Consider the following 13548-nt stretch of genomic DNA (forward strand, 5'->3'; position numbering starts at 1 on the left):
CGGGGGCGGCGTCAGTGTGCTTGTTCTACTGCGGCGAAGGCAGGCACATAGGCCTTGATCGCACTCAGCAGTTCTTCCTTGCTGAAAGGCTTGGTCAAAAACTGATCGACACCCACGATACGCCCCTTGGCCTTGTCGAACAGGCCGTCCTTGGAAGACAGCATGATCACCGGGATCGACTTGAACGCCGGGTTGTTCTTCACCAGGGCGCAGGTCTGGTAGCCATCCAGGCGCGGCATCATGATGTCGACAAAGATAATGTGCGGGTGATGGTCCACGATTCGGGCCAGGGCATCGAAACCGTCGATGGCCGTGATGACCTCGCACCCCATGTTCTTCAACAGCGTCTCGGCGGTGCGGCGGATCGTTTTCGAGTCGTCGATCACCATCACTCTCAAGGCGTTGGAATGCTGTTCCATAGTTGCTCTACCATCGCCACAGCGAATCGGTTTTCGGTGTGTACTGCCTGATGTCTCACAGGATGAGCGCTGCAAGCCTTGGAATTCAAGGGCTGCTGCGCCGTGGCAGTCTTTTTAGCACAGTCTCCGGGCGCAATCTATCGAGGCGCCCGCCTGGTGGTTTTTCCTTGACCCACAACAGCCGCAGCGCCACTCTGACGCCACTTTTATGCGTCCTAATTTGCTAGAGGAAATCCCCCATGAGCGTTCGCGTCGGCATTGTCATGGACCCTATCGCCAGCATTTCCTATAAAAAGGACAGCTCGCTGGCCATGCTCCTGGCCGCTCAGGCCCGCGGTTGGACCCTGTTCTACATGGAGCAGCGCGACCTTTACCAGGGCGACGGCGAGGCCCGTGCGCGGATGCGCCCGCTGCAGGTATTCGCCAACCCTGAAAAGTGGTTCGAACTGCAGGATGAAATCGACAGCCCCCTGAGCGATCTGGACGTGATCCTGATGCGCAAGGACCCGCCGTTCGACATGGAATTCGTGTATTCCACCTACCTGCTGGAGCAGGCCGAACGCGCCGGCGTGTTGATCGTCAACAAGCCGCAAAGCCTGCGCGACTGCAACGAAAAGCTGTTCGCCACGCTGTTCCCGCAGTGCACGCCGCCGACCGTGGTCAGCCGCCGTGCCGACGTGCTGCGTGAATTCGCCGCCAAACACGGTGATGTGATCCTCAAGCCGCTGGACGGCATGGGCGGCACCTCGATCTTCCGTCATCGCGCCGGTGACCCCAACCTGTCGGTGATCCTGGAAACCCTGACTGCCCTGGGCACCCAGCAGATCATGGGCCAGGCCTACCTGCCGGCAATCAAGGACGGCGACAAACGCATCCTGATGATCGACGGCGAGCCGGTGGATTATTGCCTGGCGCGTATTCCGGCGGCCGGCGAGACCCGTGGCAACCTGGCGGCCGGTGGTCGTGGCGAGGCGCGGCCGCTGTCGGACAAGGACCGCTGGATCGCTGCTCAAGTCGGCCCGACCCTTCGCGAAAAAGGCCTGCTGTTCGTAGGACTTGACGTAATTGGCGAGAACCTCACCGAAATCAACGTCACCAGCCCGACCTGTATTCGCGAAATTGATAATGCTTTCGGCACCAATATCGGGGAAATGTTGATGGCTGTGATTGCCGAAAAGCTGCAAGTGGCAAGCTACAAGCCGCAAGCTTAAGGCAAACCGCGTTTAAGCCTGCAGCTTGCAGCTTGTAACTTGTAGCTTGAAGCTAAAAACCAACATTGCGCTATCATGCCGAACCCCGATACACGTGATGTTGGTTTTTATGCCTCTGCCGTCCGAACTGCCCCCCGAACTCTCCCATAGCGGCGTGCGCCCGGCTGATCGGCTCGGATTTACCCTGTTTCTGGCGGCACTGATTCACCTGGCACTGATCCTCGGCCTGGGCTTTACCATGGTCGAACCCAAGCAAATCACCAAAACCCTGGAAATCACGCTGGCCACCTTCAAGAGCGATAAAAAGCCCGAGAAGGCCGACTTTCTTGCCCAGGAAAACCAGCAAGGCAGCGGCACCCTCGACAAGAAGGCCGTGCCCAAGACCACCGAAGTGGCGCCGTTCCAGGACAACAAGGTCAACAAAGTCACCCCGCCGCCGGCACCCAAGCCGCAAGTCAAACAGGCCACGCCCAAGGCTGCCGTGACCACGGTTGCGCCCAAACCGCAAAAAGCCCCGACCCAGCGCGAAAAGACCAAGACCGAACCCACACCCGAGCCCGTCAAACCGGCGCCAACGTTCGACAGCTCGACGCTCTCCGACGAAATTTCCAGCCTGGAAGCCGAACTGGCCCACGAGCAACAGCTCTACGCCAAACGGCCGCGCATCTACCGCTTGAACGCCGCCTCCACCATGCGCGACAAAGGCGCTTGGTATAAGGATGAGTGGCGCAAGAAAGTCGAGCGCATCGGCAACCTCAACTATCCGGAGGAGGCACGTCGCCAGCAGATCTACGGCAATTTGCGCTTGCTGGTGTCGATCAACCGCGACGGTTCGCTCTATGAAGTGCAGGTATTGGAGTCGTCCGGCCAGCCATTGCTGGACCAGGCCGCGCAGCGCATCGTGCGCCTGGCCGCGCCCTTTGCGCCGTTTACCGGCGATTTGAACGACGTGGACCGCCTGGAAATCATCCGCACCTGGAAATTTGCCAGGGGTGATCGGCTTTCCAGTAACTGAATCGCCTCGCCTCCTGTAGGAGCGAGCTTGCCCGCGAAAAATTCAAGACCAACGCGTCCATTCAGAACGAGCGCATAATCGTTGACGATCTTCGCGAGCAAGCTCGCTCCTACACTTGTCAGTTCGCCCCTCCAACGCCACACTAGTGGGCATGAAAAATGTCAGCCCGACCTACCTCAAGCACCACTTCCTGATCGCCATGCCCCATATGGCCGACCCGAACTTTGCGCAGACCTTGACCTATATCGTCGAGCACACAGCCAATGGTGCCATGGGGCTGGTGGTGAACCGCCCGCAGGAGCTGAGCCTGGCCGATATCCTTGAGCAACTGCGCCCGGAAATCGATCCTCCCGCCAGCTGCCAGGGCGTACCGATCTACATCGGCGGGCCGGTGCAGACCGAGCGCGGTTTCGTGTTGCACCCCAGCGGGCCGAAATTCCAGGCCACGGTCGACCTTGAAGGTGTCTCACTGTCCACGTCCCAGGACGTGTTGTTCGCGATTGCCGACGGCGTCGGCCCCGAGCAAAGTGTGATCACCCTGGGCTATGCCGGTTGGGAAGCCGGGCAACTGGAGGCCGAACTGGCCAGCAATGCCTGGCTGACATGCCCGTTCGACGCCGACATCCTGTTCAACACCGCCAGTGAACTGCGCCTGGAGGCCGCCGCCGCCAAGCTGCGGGTCAACCTCAGCCTGTTGACCAGCCAGGCGGGGCACGCCTGATGGCCTTGCGTCTGATCCTGGGGTTTGACTACGGCACCAAGCAGATCGGCGTGGCGGTAGGCCAGGTGATTACCGGCCAGGCCCGCGAGCTGTGCACACTGAAGGCCCAGAACGGCGTGCCAGACTGGAATCAGGTAGAAGCGCTGATCAAGGAGTGGAAGCCCGATGCAGTCGTGGTCGGCCTGCCCCTGAACATGGACGGCACACCCAGCGAGATGTGCCTGCGCGCGGAAAAGTTCGCGCGCCGCCTCAATGGCCGCTACAACCTGCCCTTCTATACCCACGATGAGCGCCTGACCACCTTTGAAGCCAAGGGTGAGCGCCGTGACCGTGGCGGCCAGAAAGGCAGCTACCGCGACAACCCCGTGGACGCCATCGCCGCCGCCCTGTTGTTACAGGGCTGGCTGGATGAAAACACCGCTTTATTTGAATCCTGACCCGCCGCGATCCTGTGGGAGCGGGCTTGCCCGCGAAGAACGTTAACGATACCGCGTGAAGGCTGGATGAACGCGGTGCCCATGAGTTTTTCGCGAGCAAGCTCGCTCCTACACACTTAATAAGGAGCCACCATGAGCTTGCCCAATCCCGCCGAACTGATCAGCCAGATGGCGACCCGCCTCAAGGCGCACCTGGAACACCGTGGCATCCGCGAACCGCGCTTTATCGGCATCCGCACCGGCGGTGTGTGGGTCGCCCAGGCACTGCTGCAAGAGCTGGGCAGCGATACGCTCCTGGGCACGCTGGATGTGTCCTTCTACCGTGACGATTTCAGCCAGAACGGCCTGCATCCGCAAGTGCGTCCCTCGGAGCTGCCGTTCGAGATCGAAGGCCAGCACCTGGTGCTGATCGACGACGTACTGATGAGCGGGCGCACCATCCGCGCGGCCATGAATGAGCTGTTCGACTACGGCCGCCCGGCCAGTATTACCCTGGTGTGCCTGCTCGACCTGGATGCTGGCGAATTGCCGATCAGCCCGGATGTCGTCGGTGCAACACTGTCTTTGCAAGCCCACCAGCGGGTAAAATTGTCCGGTCCCACGCCGCTCGAACTCGAACTGCAAGACCTTGCCCTTTAAACCGCCTTGTAAAGAGTCCCCGCGATGACGCCTCTAGATGCCAAGCGCCCGCTGCAGCTCAATGCTCAGGGCCAGTTGCAACACTTTCTGTCCCTCGATGGTTTGCCCCGCGAACTGCTCACCGAAATTCTCGACACCGCCGACTCGTTCCTCGAAGTCGGCGGCCGGGCAGTGAAGAAAGTCCCGCTGCTGCGCGGCAAGACCATCTGCAACGTGTTCTTCGAGAACTCCACGCGCACCCGCACCACCTTTGAACTGGCGGCTCAGCGACTGTCCGCCGACGTGATCACGCTGAACGTGTCCACCTCGTCGGCCAGCAAAGGCGAGACCCTGCTCGACACCCTGCGCAACCTGGAGGCCATGGCCGCCGACATGTTCGTGGTACGCCACGGCGACTCCGGTGCCGCGCACTTCATCGCCGAACACGTTTGCCCGAATGTGGCGATCATCAACGGCGGCGATGGCCGCCACGCCCACCCGACCCAGGGCATGCTCGACATGCTCACCATCCGTCGGCACAAGGGCAGCTTTGAAAACCTCTCGGTGGCCATCGTTGGCGACATCCTGCACTCGCGGGTCGCGCGCTCGAACATGCTGGCCCTCAAGACCCTCGGCTGCCCGGACATTCGCGTGATCGCACCGAAAACCCTGCTGCCCATCGGTATCGAGCAGTACGGGGTGAAGGTCTACACCGACATGGCCGAAGGCCTCAAGGGTGTCGACGTGGTGATCATGCTGCGCCTGCAACGCGAGCGCATGGCCGGTGGCCTGCTGCCGAGCGAGGGCGAGTTCTACCGCCTGTTCGGCCTGACCACTGCACGCCTGGCCGGTGCCAAGCCGGATGCCATCGTGATGCACCCCGGCCCGATCAACCGCGGGGTGGAAATCGAGTCGGCGGTGGCCGACGGTCCGCAGTCGGTGATTCTCAACCAGGTGACCTACGGCATCGCCATCCGCATGGCCGTGCTGTCCATGGCCATGAGCGGGCAAACCGCCCAACGTCAATTCGAGCAGGAGAACGCCCAGTGAAGCTCAGCATTCTCGGCGCCCGAGTCATCGATCCGGCCAGCGGCCTGGATCACGTTACCGACCTTCACCTGGACGCCGGCAAGATCATCGCCATTGGCGCCGCGCCCGCAGGCTTCAGCGCCGTTGAGAGTATCGACGCCAAAGGCCTGATCGCCGCGCCTGGGCTGGTGGACCTCAACGTCGCCCTGCGCGAGCCGGGCTACAGCCGCAAGGGCAACATCACCAGCGAAACCCGCGCCGCCGCCGCCGGCGGCGTGACCAGCCTGTGCTGCCCGCCGAACACCAAGCCGATCCTGGACACCTCGGCGGTCACCGAGTTGATCCTCGACCGCGCCCGTGAAGCGGGTAACTGCAAGGTGTTCCCGGTCGGCGCGCTGAGCAAAGGCCTGGACGGCGAGCAACTGGCTGAACTGATCGCCTTGCGCGATGCCGGTTGCGTAGCGTTCAGTAACGGCCTGGAAAGCTTTCGCAGCACCCGTACCTTGTGCCGCGCCCTGGAATACGCGGCCACCTTCGACCTGACGGTGATCTTTCATTCCCAGGACCGCGACCTGGCTGAAGGTGGCCTGGCCCATGAAGGCGCAGTGGCCAGCTTCCTCGGCTTGCCGGGCATCCCGGAAACCGCGGAAACCGTGGCCCTGGCCCGTGACCTGTTGCTGGTGGAGCAAAGCGGCGTACGCGCGCATTTCAGCCAGCTGACCAGCGCCCGCGGCGTCGCCCTGATCGCTCAGGCCCAGGCCCGCGGTTTGCCGGTGACGGCGGACGTGGCGCTGTATCAGTTGATCCTGACCGATGAGGCGCTGATCGACTTCTCCAGCCTGTACCACGTGCAGCCACCACTGCGCACCCTGGCCGATCGCGAAGGTTTACGTGCAGCGGTGAAGTCGGGCGTGGTCTCGGCGATTTCCAGCCACCACCAGCCCCACGAGCGCGATGCCAAGCTGGCGCCGTTCGGTGCCACCGAGCCAGGCATCAGCAGCGTCGAACTGCTGCTGCCGCTGGCGATGACATTGGTGGAAGATGGCTTGCTGGACCTGCCGACGCTGTTGGCACGCCTGAGCACCGGCCCAGCCGAGGCACTGCGCCTGCCGGCGGGTAAGTTGGCGGTAGGTTCGGCGGCGGACCTGGTGCTGTTTGACCCGGCCAGTTCAACGGTGGCCGGGGAGCATTGGCTGTCCAAGGGCGAGAACTGCCCGTTCATCGGCCACAGCCTGCCGGCCACGGTGCGCTACACGCTGATGGATGGGCGGATCAGCTACCAGGCTTGAAGCGCGCACGGTGAAAAAATGTGGGAGGGGGCTTGCTCCCGATTGCGGTGGGTCAGCTACAGATAAACTGACTGATCCATCGCTATCGGGAGAAAGCCCCCTGCCACATTTTGGTCTTCAGCAGACTTAAAGATCAGCGTCCAGCATTACGCTCGGCATTGCGGATCGAAATCTGGGTGTTCAACGTCCAGAAGTCATACAGCACACCAATCAGGAACAAGCCACCGGTCAGCAGGTAGATCAGGCCGGTGATCCATTTGCCCTGGTACATCCGGTGCACACCGAACACGCCCAAAAATGCCAACAGGATCCAGGCCACGTTGTATTCGATGGGCCCGGCGGTAAAACGCAGGTCGGCTTCGCGGTCCATGGCCGGGATCAGGAACAGGTCGATCAGCCAGCCAATACCCAGCAGGCCAAAGGTGAAAAACCAGATTGTTCCGGTGACCGGCTTGCCGTAATAGAAGCGATGGGCTCCGGTAAAACCGAAAATCCACAGCAGGTAACCGATCACCTTGCTGTGGGTGTCTTGCTGCGAACCAACCTGTTGATAGGTGTTCATGGAATACCTCTTTTCACTCGATAGATAAATTTGTTCATTTTTTTTGTGACTTTTTTACGGGCGCCCGACGCACGGTAAATGCTATCTTCCTCGCCTCAAAGCCTTATACCGCCTGGCTTGTGTAGGACAATTGCGACGAATCGTCGCGTTTTTCCTGAATTTGACCCCAAGGTTCAGTCGACAAACGGCCTGGGAACGTCACAAAAACCTGTTATAAAGTTGCGCGCAAACCCATAAGAGCCACGCCTAATGCGACCATTTTTCAAGACATGGCTAACCATTTGCCTATTAATGCCACTGGCCGCCCACGCCACCAATCGTGAGCAACGTCTTCCAAACGTTAACGGTTTCACCCCTAAAGTTCATAGCACGCCCAGCACCGCAAAATCGGTAAAGCCGACCGTCAGCCGCCCGACTCAACTGAGCAAGGCCCACGGTAAAACGCTTTCCACCCAGCTGGCCGTCAATACCAAGCAAAGCAGCAACGTCCTCAGCCGCGCCGTCAACGTGCTCGGTACTCCTTATCGTTGGGGCGGCAGCAGCCCAAGTAAAGGGTTCGACTGCAGCGGCTTGGTGAAATATGCTTTCAACGACGTCAAGGCAGTGGATTTGCCACGCACGTCCAACGCCATGGCGGCCGGCCACGGCTTGAAAGTTGATCGCAAAGACCTCAAGCCAGGCGACTTGCTGTTCTTCAAGCTCAAGAGCCGCCAGGTCAACCACGTTGCCATTTACCTGGGCAACGACCGCTTTATCCACGCGCCGCGGCGCGGCAAGTCGGTGAGCATCGACACGTTGAAAAAACCGTTCTGGGACAAGAACTATGTGATCGCCAAGCGGGTGCTGCCAAAAGAGCAGAACAATAACCTGCGGATCGTGCAGCGCTGAGCTTCAGCTGAATACAGTTAAACAATGTGGGAGGGGGCTTGCCCCCGATGGCAGCGTGTCAGTCACCGGATTCGTTGGCTGATCCACCGCTATCGGGGGCAAGCCCCCTCCCACATTTGTTTTGTGTTGCCCCGGCGATCTAGATGTCCGTAGGCACCCTCGCCTTTTCGCGGGCATCCTCTCGACTGACCACACCCTCCCCGACCAGCGCCTTCAAGCTCATATCCAGCGTCTTCATGCCCAACGCCCCACCGGTCTGGATGGCCGAGACCATCTGCGCCACCTTGTCTTCGCGGATCAGATTGCGAATGGCCGGCGTCGCCAGCATGATTTCGTGAGCCGCTACGCGTCCGCCGCTGGTCTTCTTCACCAACACCTGGGAGACCACCGCCTGCAGGGACTCCGCCAGCATCGAGCGGACCATGGACTTTTCCACCGCCGGGAACACGTCCACCAGCCTGTCTACCGTCTTTGCCGCCGAGGTGGTGTGCAAGGTGCCAAATACCAGATGCCCGGTCTCAGCGGCCGTCAGCGCCAGGCGAATGGTTTCCAGGTCACGCAGTTCACCCACCAGAATCACATCCGGGTCTTCGCGTAATGCCGAGCGCAGGGCCACCGAGAAGCTGTGGGTATCACGATGCACCTGGCGCTGGTTGATCAACGCCAGTTTCGGCCGGTGGATAAATTCAATCGGGTCTTCCAGCGTGAGGATGTGCTGGCGACGATGGCAATTCAGATAATCGATCATCGCCGCCAACGTGGTGGATTTGCCGGAGCCGGTGGGGCCCGTCACCAGCACCAGGCCACGCGGCAACTGCGCGATACGCTGGAACACCTCGCCCAGGCCGAGGCTTTCCAGGCTCTGAACTTCCTTGGGAATCGTGCGAAACACCGCCCCCACACCCCGCTCCTGCTGGAACACATTGGCGCGAAAGCGTGCGACGCCGGGCAGCTCGAAGGCGAAATCCGTTTCAAGAGATGTTTCGAAATCCTTTTGTTGGTATTGGTTGAGCAAAGGGCTCAATAAATCCGCAACCTGGGACCCGACCAGTACCGGGCTTTCCAGCGGCCAGACCTCGCCATCGATGCGCAGCATCGGTGCCAGGCCGGCCGACAGATGCAGGTCGGAGGCGCCACGTTGCACGCTGGCGGTCAGTAATTCAGTGATATCCATAGGGCTTTCCATTTCCAGTAGAATGCCGCGGACTCCATATCCACGGGCGCAACTTGAATGTCGACGATAGCAGACAACATCGGCCTGGTTAGCCAGCGCATCCGCGCCGCCGCCGACGCCGTGCAGCGTGACGCAAGCGGCATCCACCTGCTGGCCGTGAGCAAGACCAAACCGGCGCACGCCGTGCGCGAAGCGTTTGCCGCCGGCTTGCATGACTTTGGCGAAAACTACCTGCAGGAAGCCCTGGGCAAACAGGCCGAATTAACCGACCTGCCCTTGAGTTGGCACTTCATCGGCCCCATTCAATCGAACAAGACTCGCGCCATCGCCGAGAACTTCGCTTGGGTGCATTCCGTGGACCGCCTGAAAATCGCACAACGCCTGTCCGAACAACGCCCTGCCGACCTGCCTGCATTGAATATCTGCATCCAGGTCAACGTCAGTGGCGAAGCCAGCAAGTCCGGCTGCACACCCGCCGACCTGCCGGCCCTGGCCAACGCCATCAGCGCCCTGCCGCGCCTGAAGCTGCGCGGTTTGATGGCGATCCCCGAGCCCACTGAAGACCGCGCGGCGCAGGATGCGGCGTTCGCCACTGTGCGTGAGCTGCAAGCCAGCCTGAACCTGCCACTGGACACACTTTCCATGGGCATGAGCCACGATCTCGAGTCGGCCATCGCTCAAGGCGCCACTTGGGTGCGGATCGGTACCGCACTGTTTGGTGCCCGCGACTACAGCCAGCCGTGAAATGGCTGACGTTCATTTAGCTAAGGACCTGTCATGAAAGACACGCGTATTGCCTTTATCGGCGCCGGTAACATGGCGGCCAGCCTGATCGGCGGCCTGCGGGCCAAGGGCCTGGAAGCCACGCAGATCCGCGCCAGCGACCCGGGCGCCGAAACCCGCGCCCGCGTCAGCGCCGAACACGGCATCGAGACTTTTGCCGACAACGCCGAGGCCATCCAGGGCGTCGACGTGATCGTACTTGCGGTCAAGCCCCAGGCCATGAAGGCGGTGTGCGAGAGCCTGCGCCCGAGCCTGCAGGCCCATCAACTGGTGGTGTCGATCGCCGCCGGCATTACCTGCGCCAGCATGACCAACTGGCTCGGCGCCCAGCCGATCGTGCGCTGCATGCCCAATACCCCGTCCTTGCTGCGCCAGGGCGTGAGCGGTTTGTACGCCACCGCCGAAGTCAGCGCCGCACAGCGTGAGCAGGCTCAGCAATTGTTATCCGCCGTGGGCATCGCCCTGTGGCTGGAGCAGGAGCAGCAACTGGACGCGGTCACCGCCGTGTCCGGCAGCGGCCCGGCGTACTTTTTCCTGTTGATCGAAGCCATGACCGCTGCCGGCGTGAAACTGGGCCTGCCTGCCGACGTTGCCGAGCAACTGGCCGAACAAACCGCCTTGGGCGCCGCGAAAATGGCGGTGTCCAGCGATGTGGACGCGGCCGAGCTGCGCCGTCGCGTGACGTCTCCGGGCGGCACCACGCAAGCGGCCATCGAATCGTTCCAGGCCGGCGGCTTCGAAGCCCTGGTGGAAAAAGCACTGGGTGCTGCGGCACATCGTTCGGCCGAGATGGCCGAACAACTGGGTAAATAGTCGTCCCTTACCAAGGTAATCAAACATGCTCGGAATCAATGACGCTGCCGTTTTCATCATCCAGACCCTGGGCAGCCTGTACCTGCTGATCGTGCTGATGCGCTTTATCCTGCAACTGGTGCGGGCGAACTTCTACAACCCACTGTGCCAGTTCGTGGTCAAGGCCACCCAACCGCTGCTCAAGCCGCTGCGTCGGGTGATCCCGAGCCTGTTTGGGCTGGACATGTCGTCGCTGGTGCTGGCACTGCTGCTGCAGATCCTGCTGTTTGTAGTGATCCTGATGCTCAACGGCTACCAAGCCTTCACGGTGCTGCTGTTGCCGTGGGCGCTGATCGGCATTTTCTCGCTGTTTTTGAAGATCATTTTCTGGTCGATGATCATCAGCGTGATCCTGTCGTGGGTCGCACCCGGCAGCCGCAGCCCGGGCGCCGAGCTGGTCTACCAGATCACTGAACCGGTGCTGGCGCCGTTCCGTCGCCTGATTCCCAACCTGGGCGGCCTGGATATTTCGCCGATCTTCGCGTTTATCGCGATCCAACTGATCCAGAGCTGGGTGATCCCGCGCCTGGCGTTCTATGCGTTCATGCCCAAAGAGCTGTTCGGCCTGATCTGAATAGCTCAAACACGCTAGACAATGTGGGAGGGGGCTTGCCCCCGATTGCGGTGGATCAGTCAAATAGAGGTCGACTGACACGCTGTCATCGGGAGCAAGCCCCCTCCCACATTTTGTATCTGTGTACGGGTGCAGGCCTTTGCTTGCCGCTGGGGTTCGCGCTCTTTAGACTTACGCCTCATTTAAACGAGAGCAGGGTCGATGCCAACTGCCTTCCCCCCCGATTCCGTTGGACTGGTCGTGCCCCAAGTGGCGCACTTTAGCGAACCACTGGCCCTGGCCTGCGGCCGCTCGCTGCCTGCCTACGACCTGATCTACGAAACCTACGGCCAACTGAACGCCACCGCGAGCAACGCCGTGCTGATTTGCCACGCCTTGTCCGGCCACCATCATGCGGCAGGCTTCCACAGCGTTGACGAGCGCAAGCCCGGCTGGTGGGACAGCTGCATCGGCCCAGGCAAGCCCATCGACACCAACAAATTCTTTGTGGTCAGCCTGAACAACCTCGGCGGCTGCAACGGCTCCACCGGCCCCCAGCAGCCTGAACCCGGAAACCGGCAAGCCGTTCGGCGCCGACTTCCCGGTGTTGACAGTGGAAGACTGGGTGCACAGCCAGGCGCGCCTTGCCGACCGGCTGGGCATCGACCAATGGGCGGCCGTGATCGGTGGCAGCCTGGGCGGCATGCAGGCCCTGCAATGGACCATCACCTACCCGGACCGCGTGCGCCACTGCCTGGCCATCGCCTCGGCGCCCAAGCTGTCTGCGCAAAACATTGCCTTCAACGAAGTGGCGCGCCAAGCCATCCTCACCGACCCCGAGTTCCACGGTGGTTCGTTCCAGGAAGCCGGCGTGATCCCCAAGCGTGGCCTGATGCTGGCGCGGATGGTCGGGCACATCACCTACCTGTCCGATGATTCCATGGGCGAAAAATTCGGCCGTGGCCTCAAGAGCGAGAAGCTCAACTACGACTTCCACAGCGTCGAGTTCCAGGTCGAAAGCTACCTGCGGTATCAGGGCGAGGAGTTCTCCGGGCGTTTCGACGCCAACACCTACCTGCTGATGACCAAGGCGCTGGACTACTTCGACCCGGCGGCGAACCACGACGACGATCTGGCGAAAACCTTCGAGCACGCCACGGCCAAGTTCTGCGTGATGTCGTTCACCACCGACTGGCGTTTCTCCCCGGCGCGCTCTCGTGAGCTGGTGGATGCGCTGATGGCTGCGCGCAAAGACGTCTGCTACCTGGAGATCGATGCTCCGCAAGGCCACGACGCCTTCCTGATTCCGATTCCCCGTTATCTGCAGGCGTTCAGTAACTACATGAACCGTATAGCACTGTGAGAACGCCATGAGAGCCGACCTGGAAATCATCCAAGACTGGATCCCCGCCGGCAGCCGCGTGCTCGACCTGGGCTGCGGCGATGGCGAGCTGCTGAGCTGGCTGCGCGACAACAAGCAAGTCACCGGCTACGGCCTGGAAAACGATCCGGACAACATCGCCCAGTGCGTGGCCAAAGGCATCAACGTGATCGAGCAGGACCTGGACAAGGGCCTGGGCAACTTTGCCAGCAACAGCTTTGACATCGTGGTGATGACCCAGGCCCTGCAAGCGGTGCACTACCCGGACCGTATCCTCGACGAAATGCTGCGCGTCGGCCGCCAATGCATCATCACCTTCCCCAATTTCGGACACTGGCGCTGCCGCTGGTACCTGGCCACCAAGGGCCGCATGCCGGTGTCGGACTTCCTGCCGTACACCTGGTACAACACGCCGAACATCCACTTCTGCACCTTCGAAGACTTCGAAGCCCTGTGTGGCGAGCGTGAGGCCAAGGTGATCAACCGCCTTGCCGTCGATCAACAGCACCGCCACGGCTGGGCGAGTAAGCTATGGCCCAACCTGTTGGGCGAAATCGGCATCTACCGGGTCAGCAGTCCTGGCCTGATCGACCACAAGATTGCCGTCTAATTACTT

15 protein-coding genes and 1 pseudogene are annotated in these 13548 nt (G+C 61.2%); 13 read left to right on the top strand and 3 right to left on the bottom strand.

Features of this window, described 5'->3' with window-relative positions; translation table 11 throughout:
* Window positions 1-11 precede the first annotated feature (11 nt).
* Window positions 12-419: a twitching motility response regulator PilG gene (pilG, locus tag QF045_RS01070; protein ID WP_124388588.1), complete on the bottom strand. Its 408-nt coding sequence runs from the start codon at window positions 417-419 to the stop codon at window positions 12-14.
* A 239-nt stretch (window positions 420-658) separates the two neighbouring features.
* On the opposite strand from pilG, the gene gshB reads away from it, so the two are divergent.
* From gshB to QF045_RS01105, 7 genes are all read left to right on the top strand, one after another.
* Window positions 659-1630: a glutathione synthase gene (gene gshB, locus QF045_RS01075; RefSeq protein WP_306490720.1), complete on the top strand. Its 972-nt coding sequence runs from the start codon at window positions 659-661 to the stop codon at window positions 1628-1630.
* Window positions 1631-1739: 109 nt separating this feature from the next.
* Window positions 1740-2645, top strand: a complete 906-nt coding sequence (locus QF045_RS01080; protein WP_306490721.1) for an energy transducer TonB — start codon at window positions 1740-1742, stop codon at window positions 2643-2645.
* A gap of 151 nt (window positions 2646-2796) precedes the next feature.
* A complete protein-coding gene (locus QF045_RS01085; protein WP_306490722.1) occupies window positions 2797-3366 on the top strand; it encodes a YqgE/AlgH family protein in 570 nt (189 codons plus the stop codon).
* A complete protein-coding gene (gene ruvX, locus QF045_RS01090) occupies window positions 3366-3803 on the top strand; it encodes a Holliday junction resolvase RuvX (protein WP_003213744.1) in 438 nt (145 codons plus the stop codon). The genes QF045_RS01085 and ruvX overlap by 1 nt, the downstream gene beginning before the upstream one ends.
* 132 nt (window positions 3804-3935) lie before the next feature.
* Window positions 3936-4442 (top strand): bifunctional pyr operon transcriptional regulator/uracil phosphoribosyltransferase PyrR, encoded by a 507-nt coding sequence (gene pyrR, locus QF045_RS01095; protein ID WP_306490723.1) that lies wholly within the window; start codon window positions 3936-3938, stop codon window positions 4440-4442.
* Between the two features lie 24 nt (window positions 4443-4466).
* The gene (locus QF045_RS01100) at window positions 4467-5471 is read left to right on the top strand and encodes an aspartate carbamoyltransferase catalytic subunit (protein ID WP_306490724.1); all 1005 of its coding nucleotides are present in this window, start codon (window positions 4467-4469) and stop codon (window positions 5469-5471) included.
* Window positions 5468-6739 (top strand): dihydroorotase, encoded by a 1272-nt coding sequence (locus QF045_RS01105; protein ID WP_306490725.1) that lies wholly within the window; start codon window positions 5468-5470, stop codon window positions 6737-6739. The genes QF045_RS01100 and QF045_RS01105 overlap by 4 nt, the downstream gene beginning before the upstream one ends.
* A 133-nt stretch (window positions 6740-6872) precedes the next feature.
* Here QF045_RS01105 and QF045_RS01110 read toward each other — a convergent pair whose 3' ends face one another.
* Window positions 6873-7301, bottom strand: coding sequence for a TM2 domain-containing protein (locus QF045_RS01110; RefSeq protein WP_306490726.1), 429 nt, complete (start codon window positions 7299-7301; stop codon window positions 6873-6875).
* A 249-nt stretch (window positions 7302-7550) separates the two neighbouring features.
* Between QF045_RS01110 and QF045_RS01115 the strand changes: the two genes are divergently transcribed.
* The gene (locus QF045_RS01115) at window positions 7551-8189 is read left to right on the top strand and encodes a C40 family peptidase (RefSeq protein WP_306490727.1); all 639 of its coding nucleotides are present in this window, start codon (window positions 7551-7553) and stop codon (window positions 8187-8189) included.
* Window positions 8190-8328: 139 nt separating this feature from the next.
* On the opposite strand, the gene QF045_RS01120 is transcribed toward QF045_RS01115, so the two are convergent.
* On the bottom strand, window positions 8329-9363 hold the full coding sequence (locus QF045_RS01120; protein ID WP_306490728.1) for a type IV pilus twitching motility protein PilT: 1035 nt from the start codon (window positions 9361-9363) through the stop codon (window positions 8329-8331).
* A 57-nt stretch (window positions 9364-9420) separates the two neighbouring features.
* Between QF045_RS01120 and QF045_RS01125 the strand changes: the two genes are divergently transcribed.
* The 5 genes and pseudogenes from QF045_RS01125 (at window position 9421) to metW (ending at window position 13542) form a co-directional block, all read left to right on the top strand.
* Window positions 9421-10107 carry a YggS family pyridoxal phosphate-dependent enzyme gene (locus QF045_RS01125; protein WP_306490729.1) on the top strand — a complete coding sequence of 229 codons (687 nt, stop codon included), beginning with the start codon at window positions 9421-9423 and terminating at the stop codon, window positions 10105-10107.
* Between the two features lie 33 nt (window positions 10108-10140).
* Entirely contained in the window at window positions 10141-10959 is an 819-nt protein-coding gene (gene proC, locus QF045_RS01130) for a pyrroline-5-carboxylate reductase (RefSeq protein ID WP_306490730.1), read from the top strand.
* Window positions 10960-10984: 25 nt separating this feature from the next.
* The gene (locus QF045_RS01135) at window positions 10985-11572 is read left to right on the top strand and encodes a YggT family protein (RefSeq protein WP_057723513.1); all 588 of its coding nucleotides are present in this window, start codon (window positions 10985-10987) and stop codon (window positions 11570-11572) included.
* Window positions 11573-11773: 201 nt separating this feature from the next.
* A pseudogene (locus QF045_RS01140) lies at window positions 11774-12914 on the top strand (homoserine O-acetyltransferase).
* Between the two features lie 7 nt (window positions 12915-12921).
* Window positions 12922-13542 carry a methionine biosynthesis protein MetW gene (gene metW / locus QF045_RS01145; protein ID WP_306490731.1) on the top strand — a complete coding sequence of 207 codons (621 nt, stop codon included), beginning with the start codon at window positions 12922-12924 and terminating at the stop codon, window positions 13540-13542.
* The last annotated feature ends 6 nt before the right edge of the window (window positions 13543-13548 follow it).

The sequence above is a fragment of the Pseudomonas sp. W4I3 genome (assembly GCF_030816195.1).
Lineage (GTDB): Bacteria > Pseudomonadota > Gammaproteobacteria > Pseudomonadales > Pseudomonadaceae > Aquipseudomonas.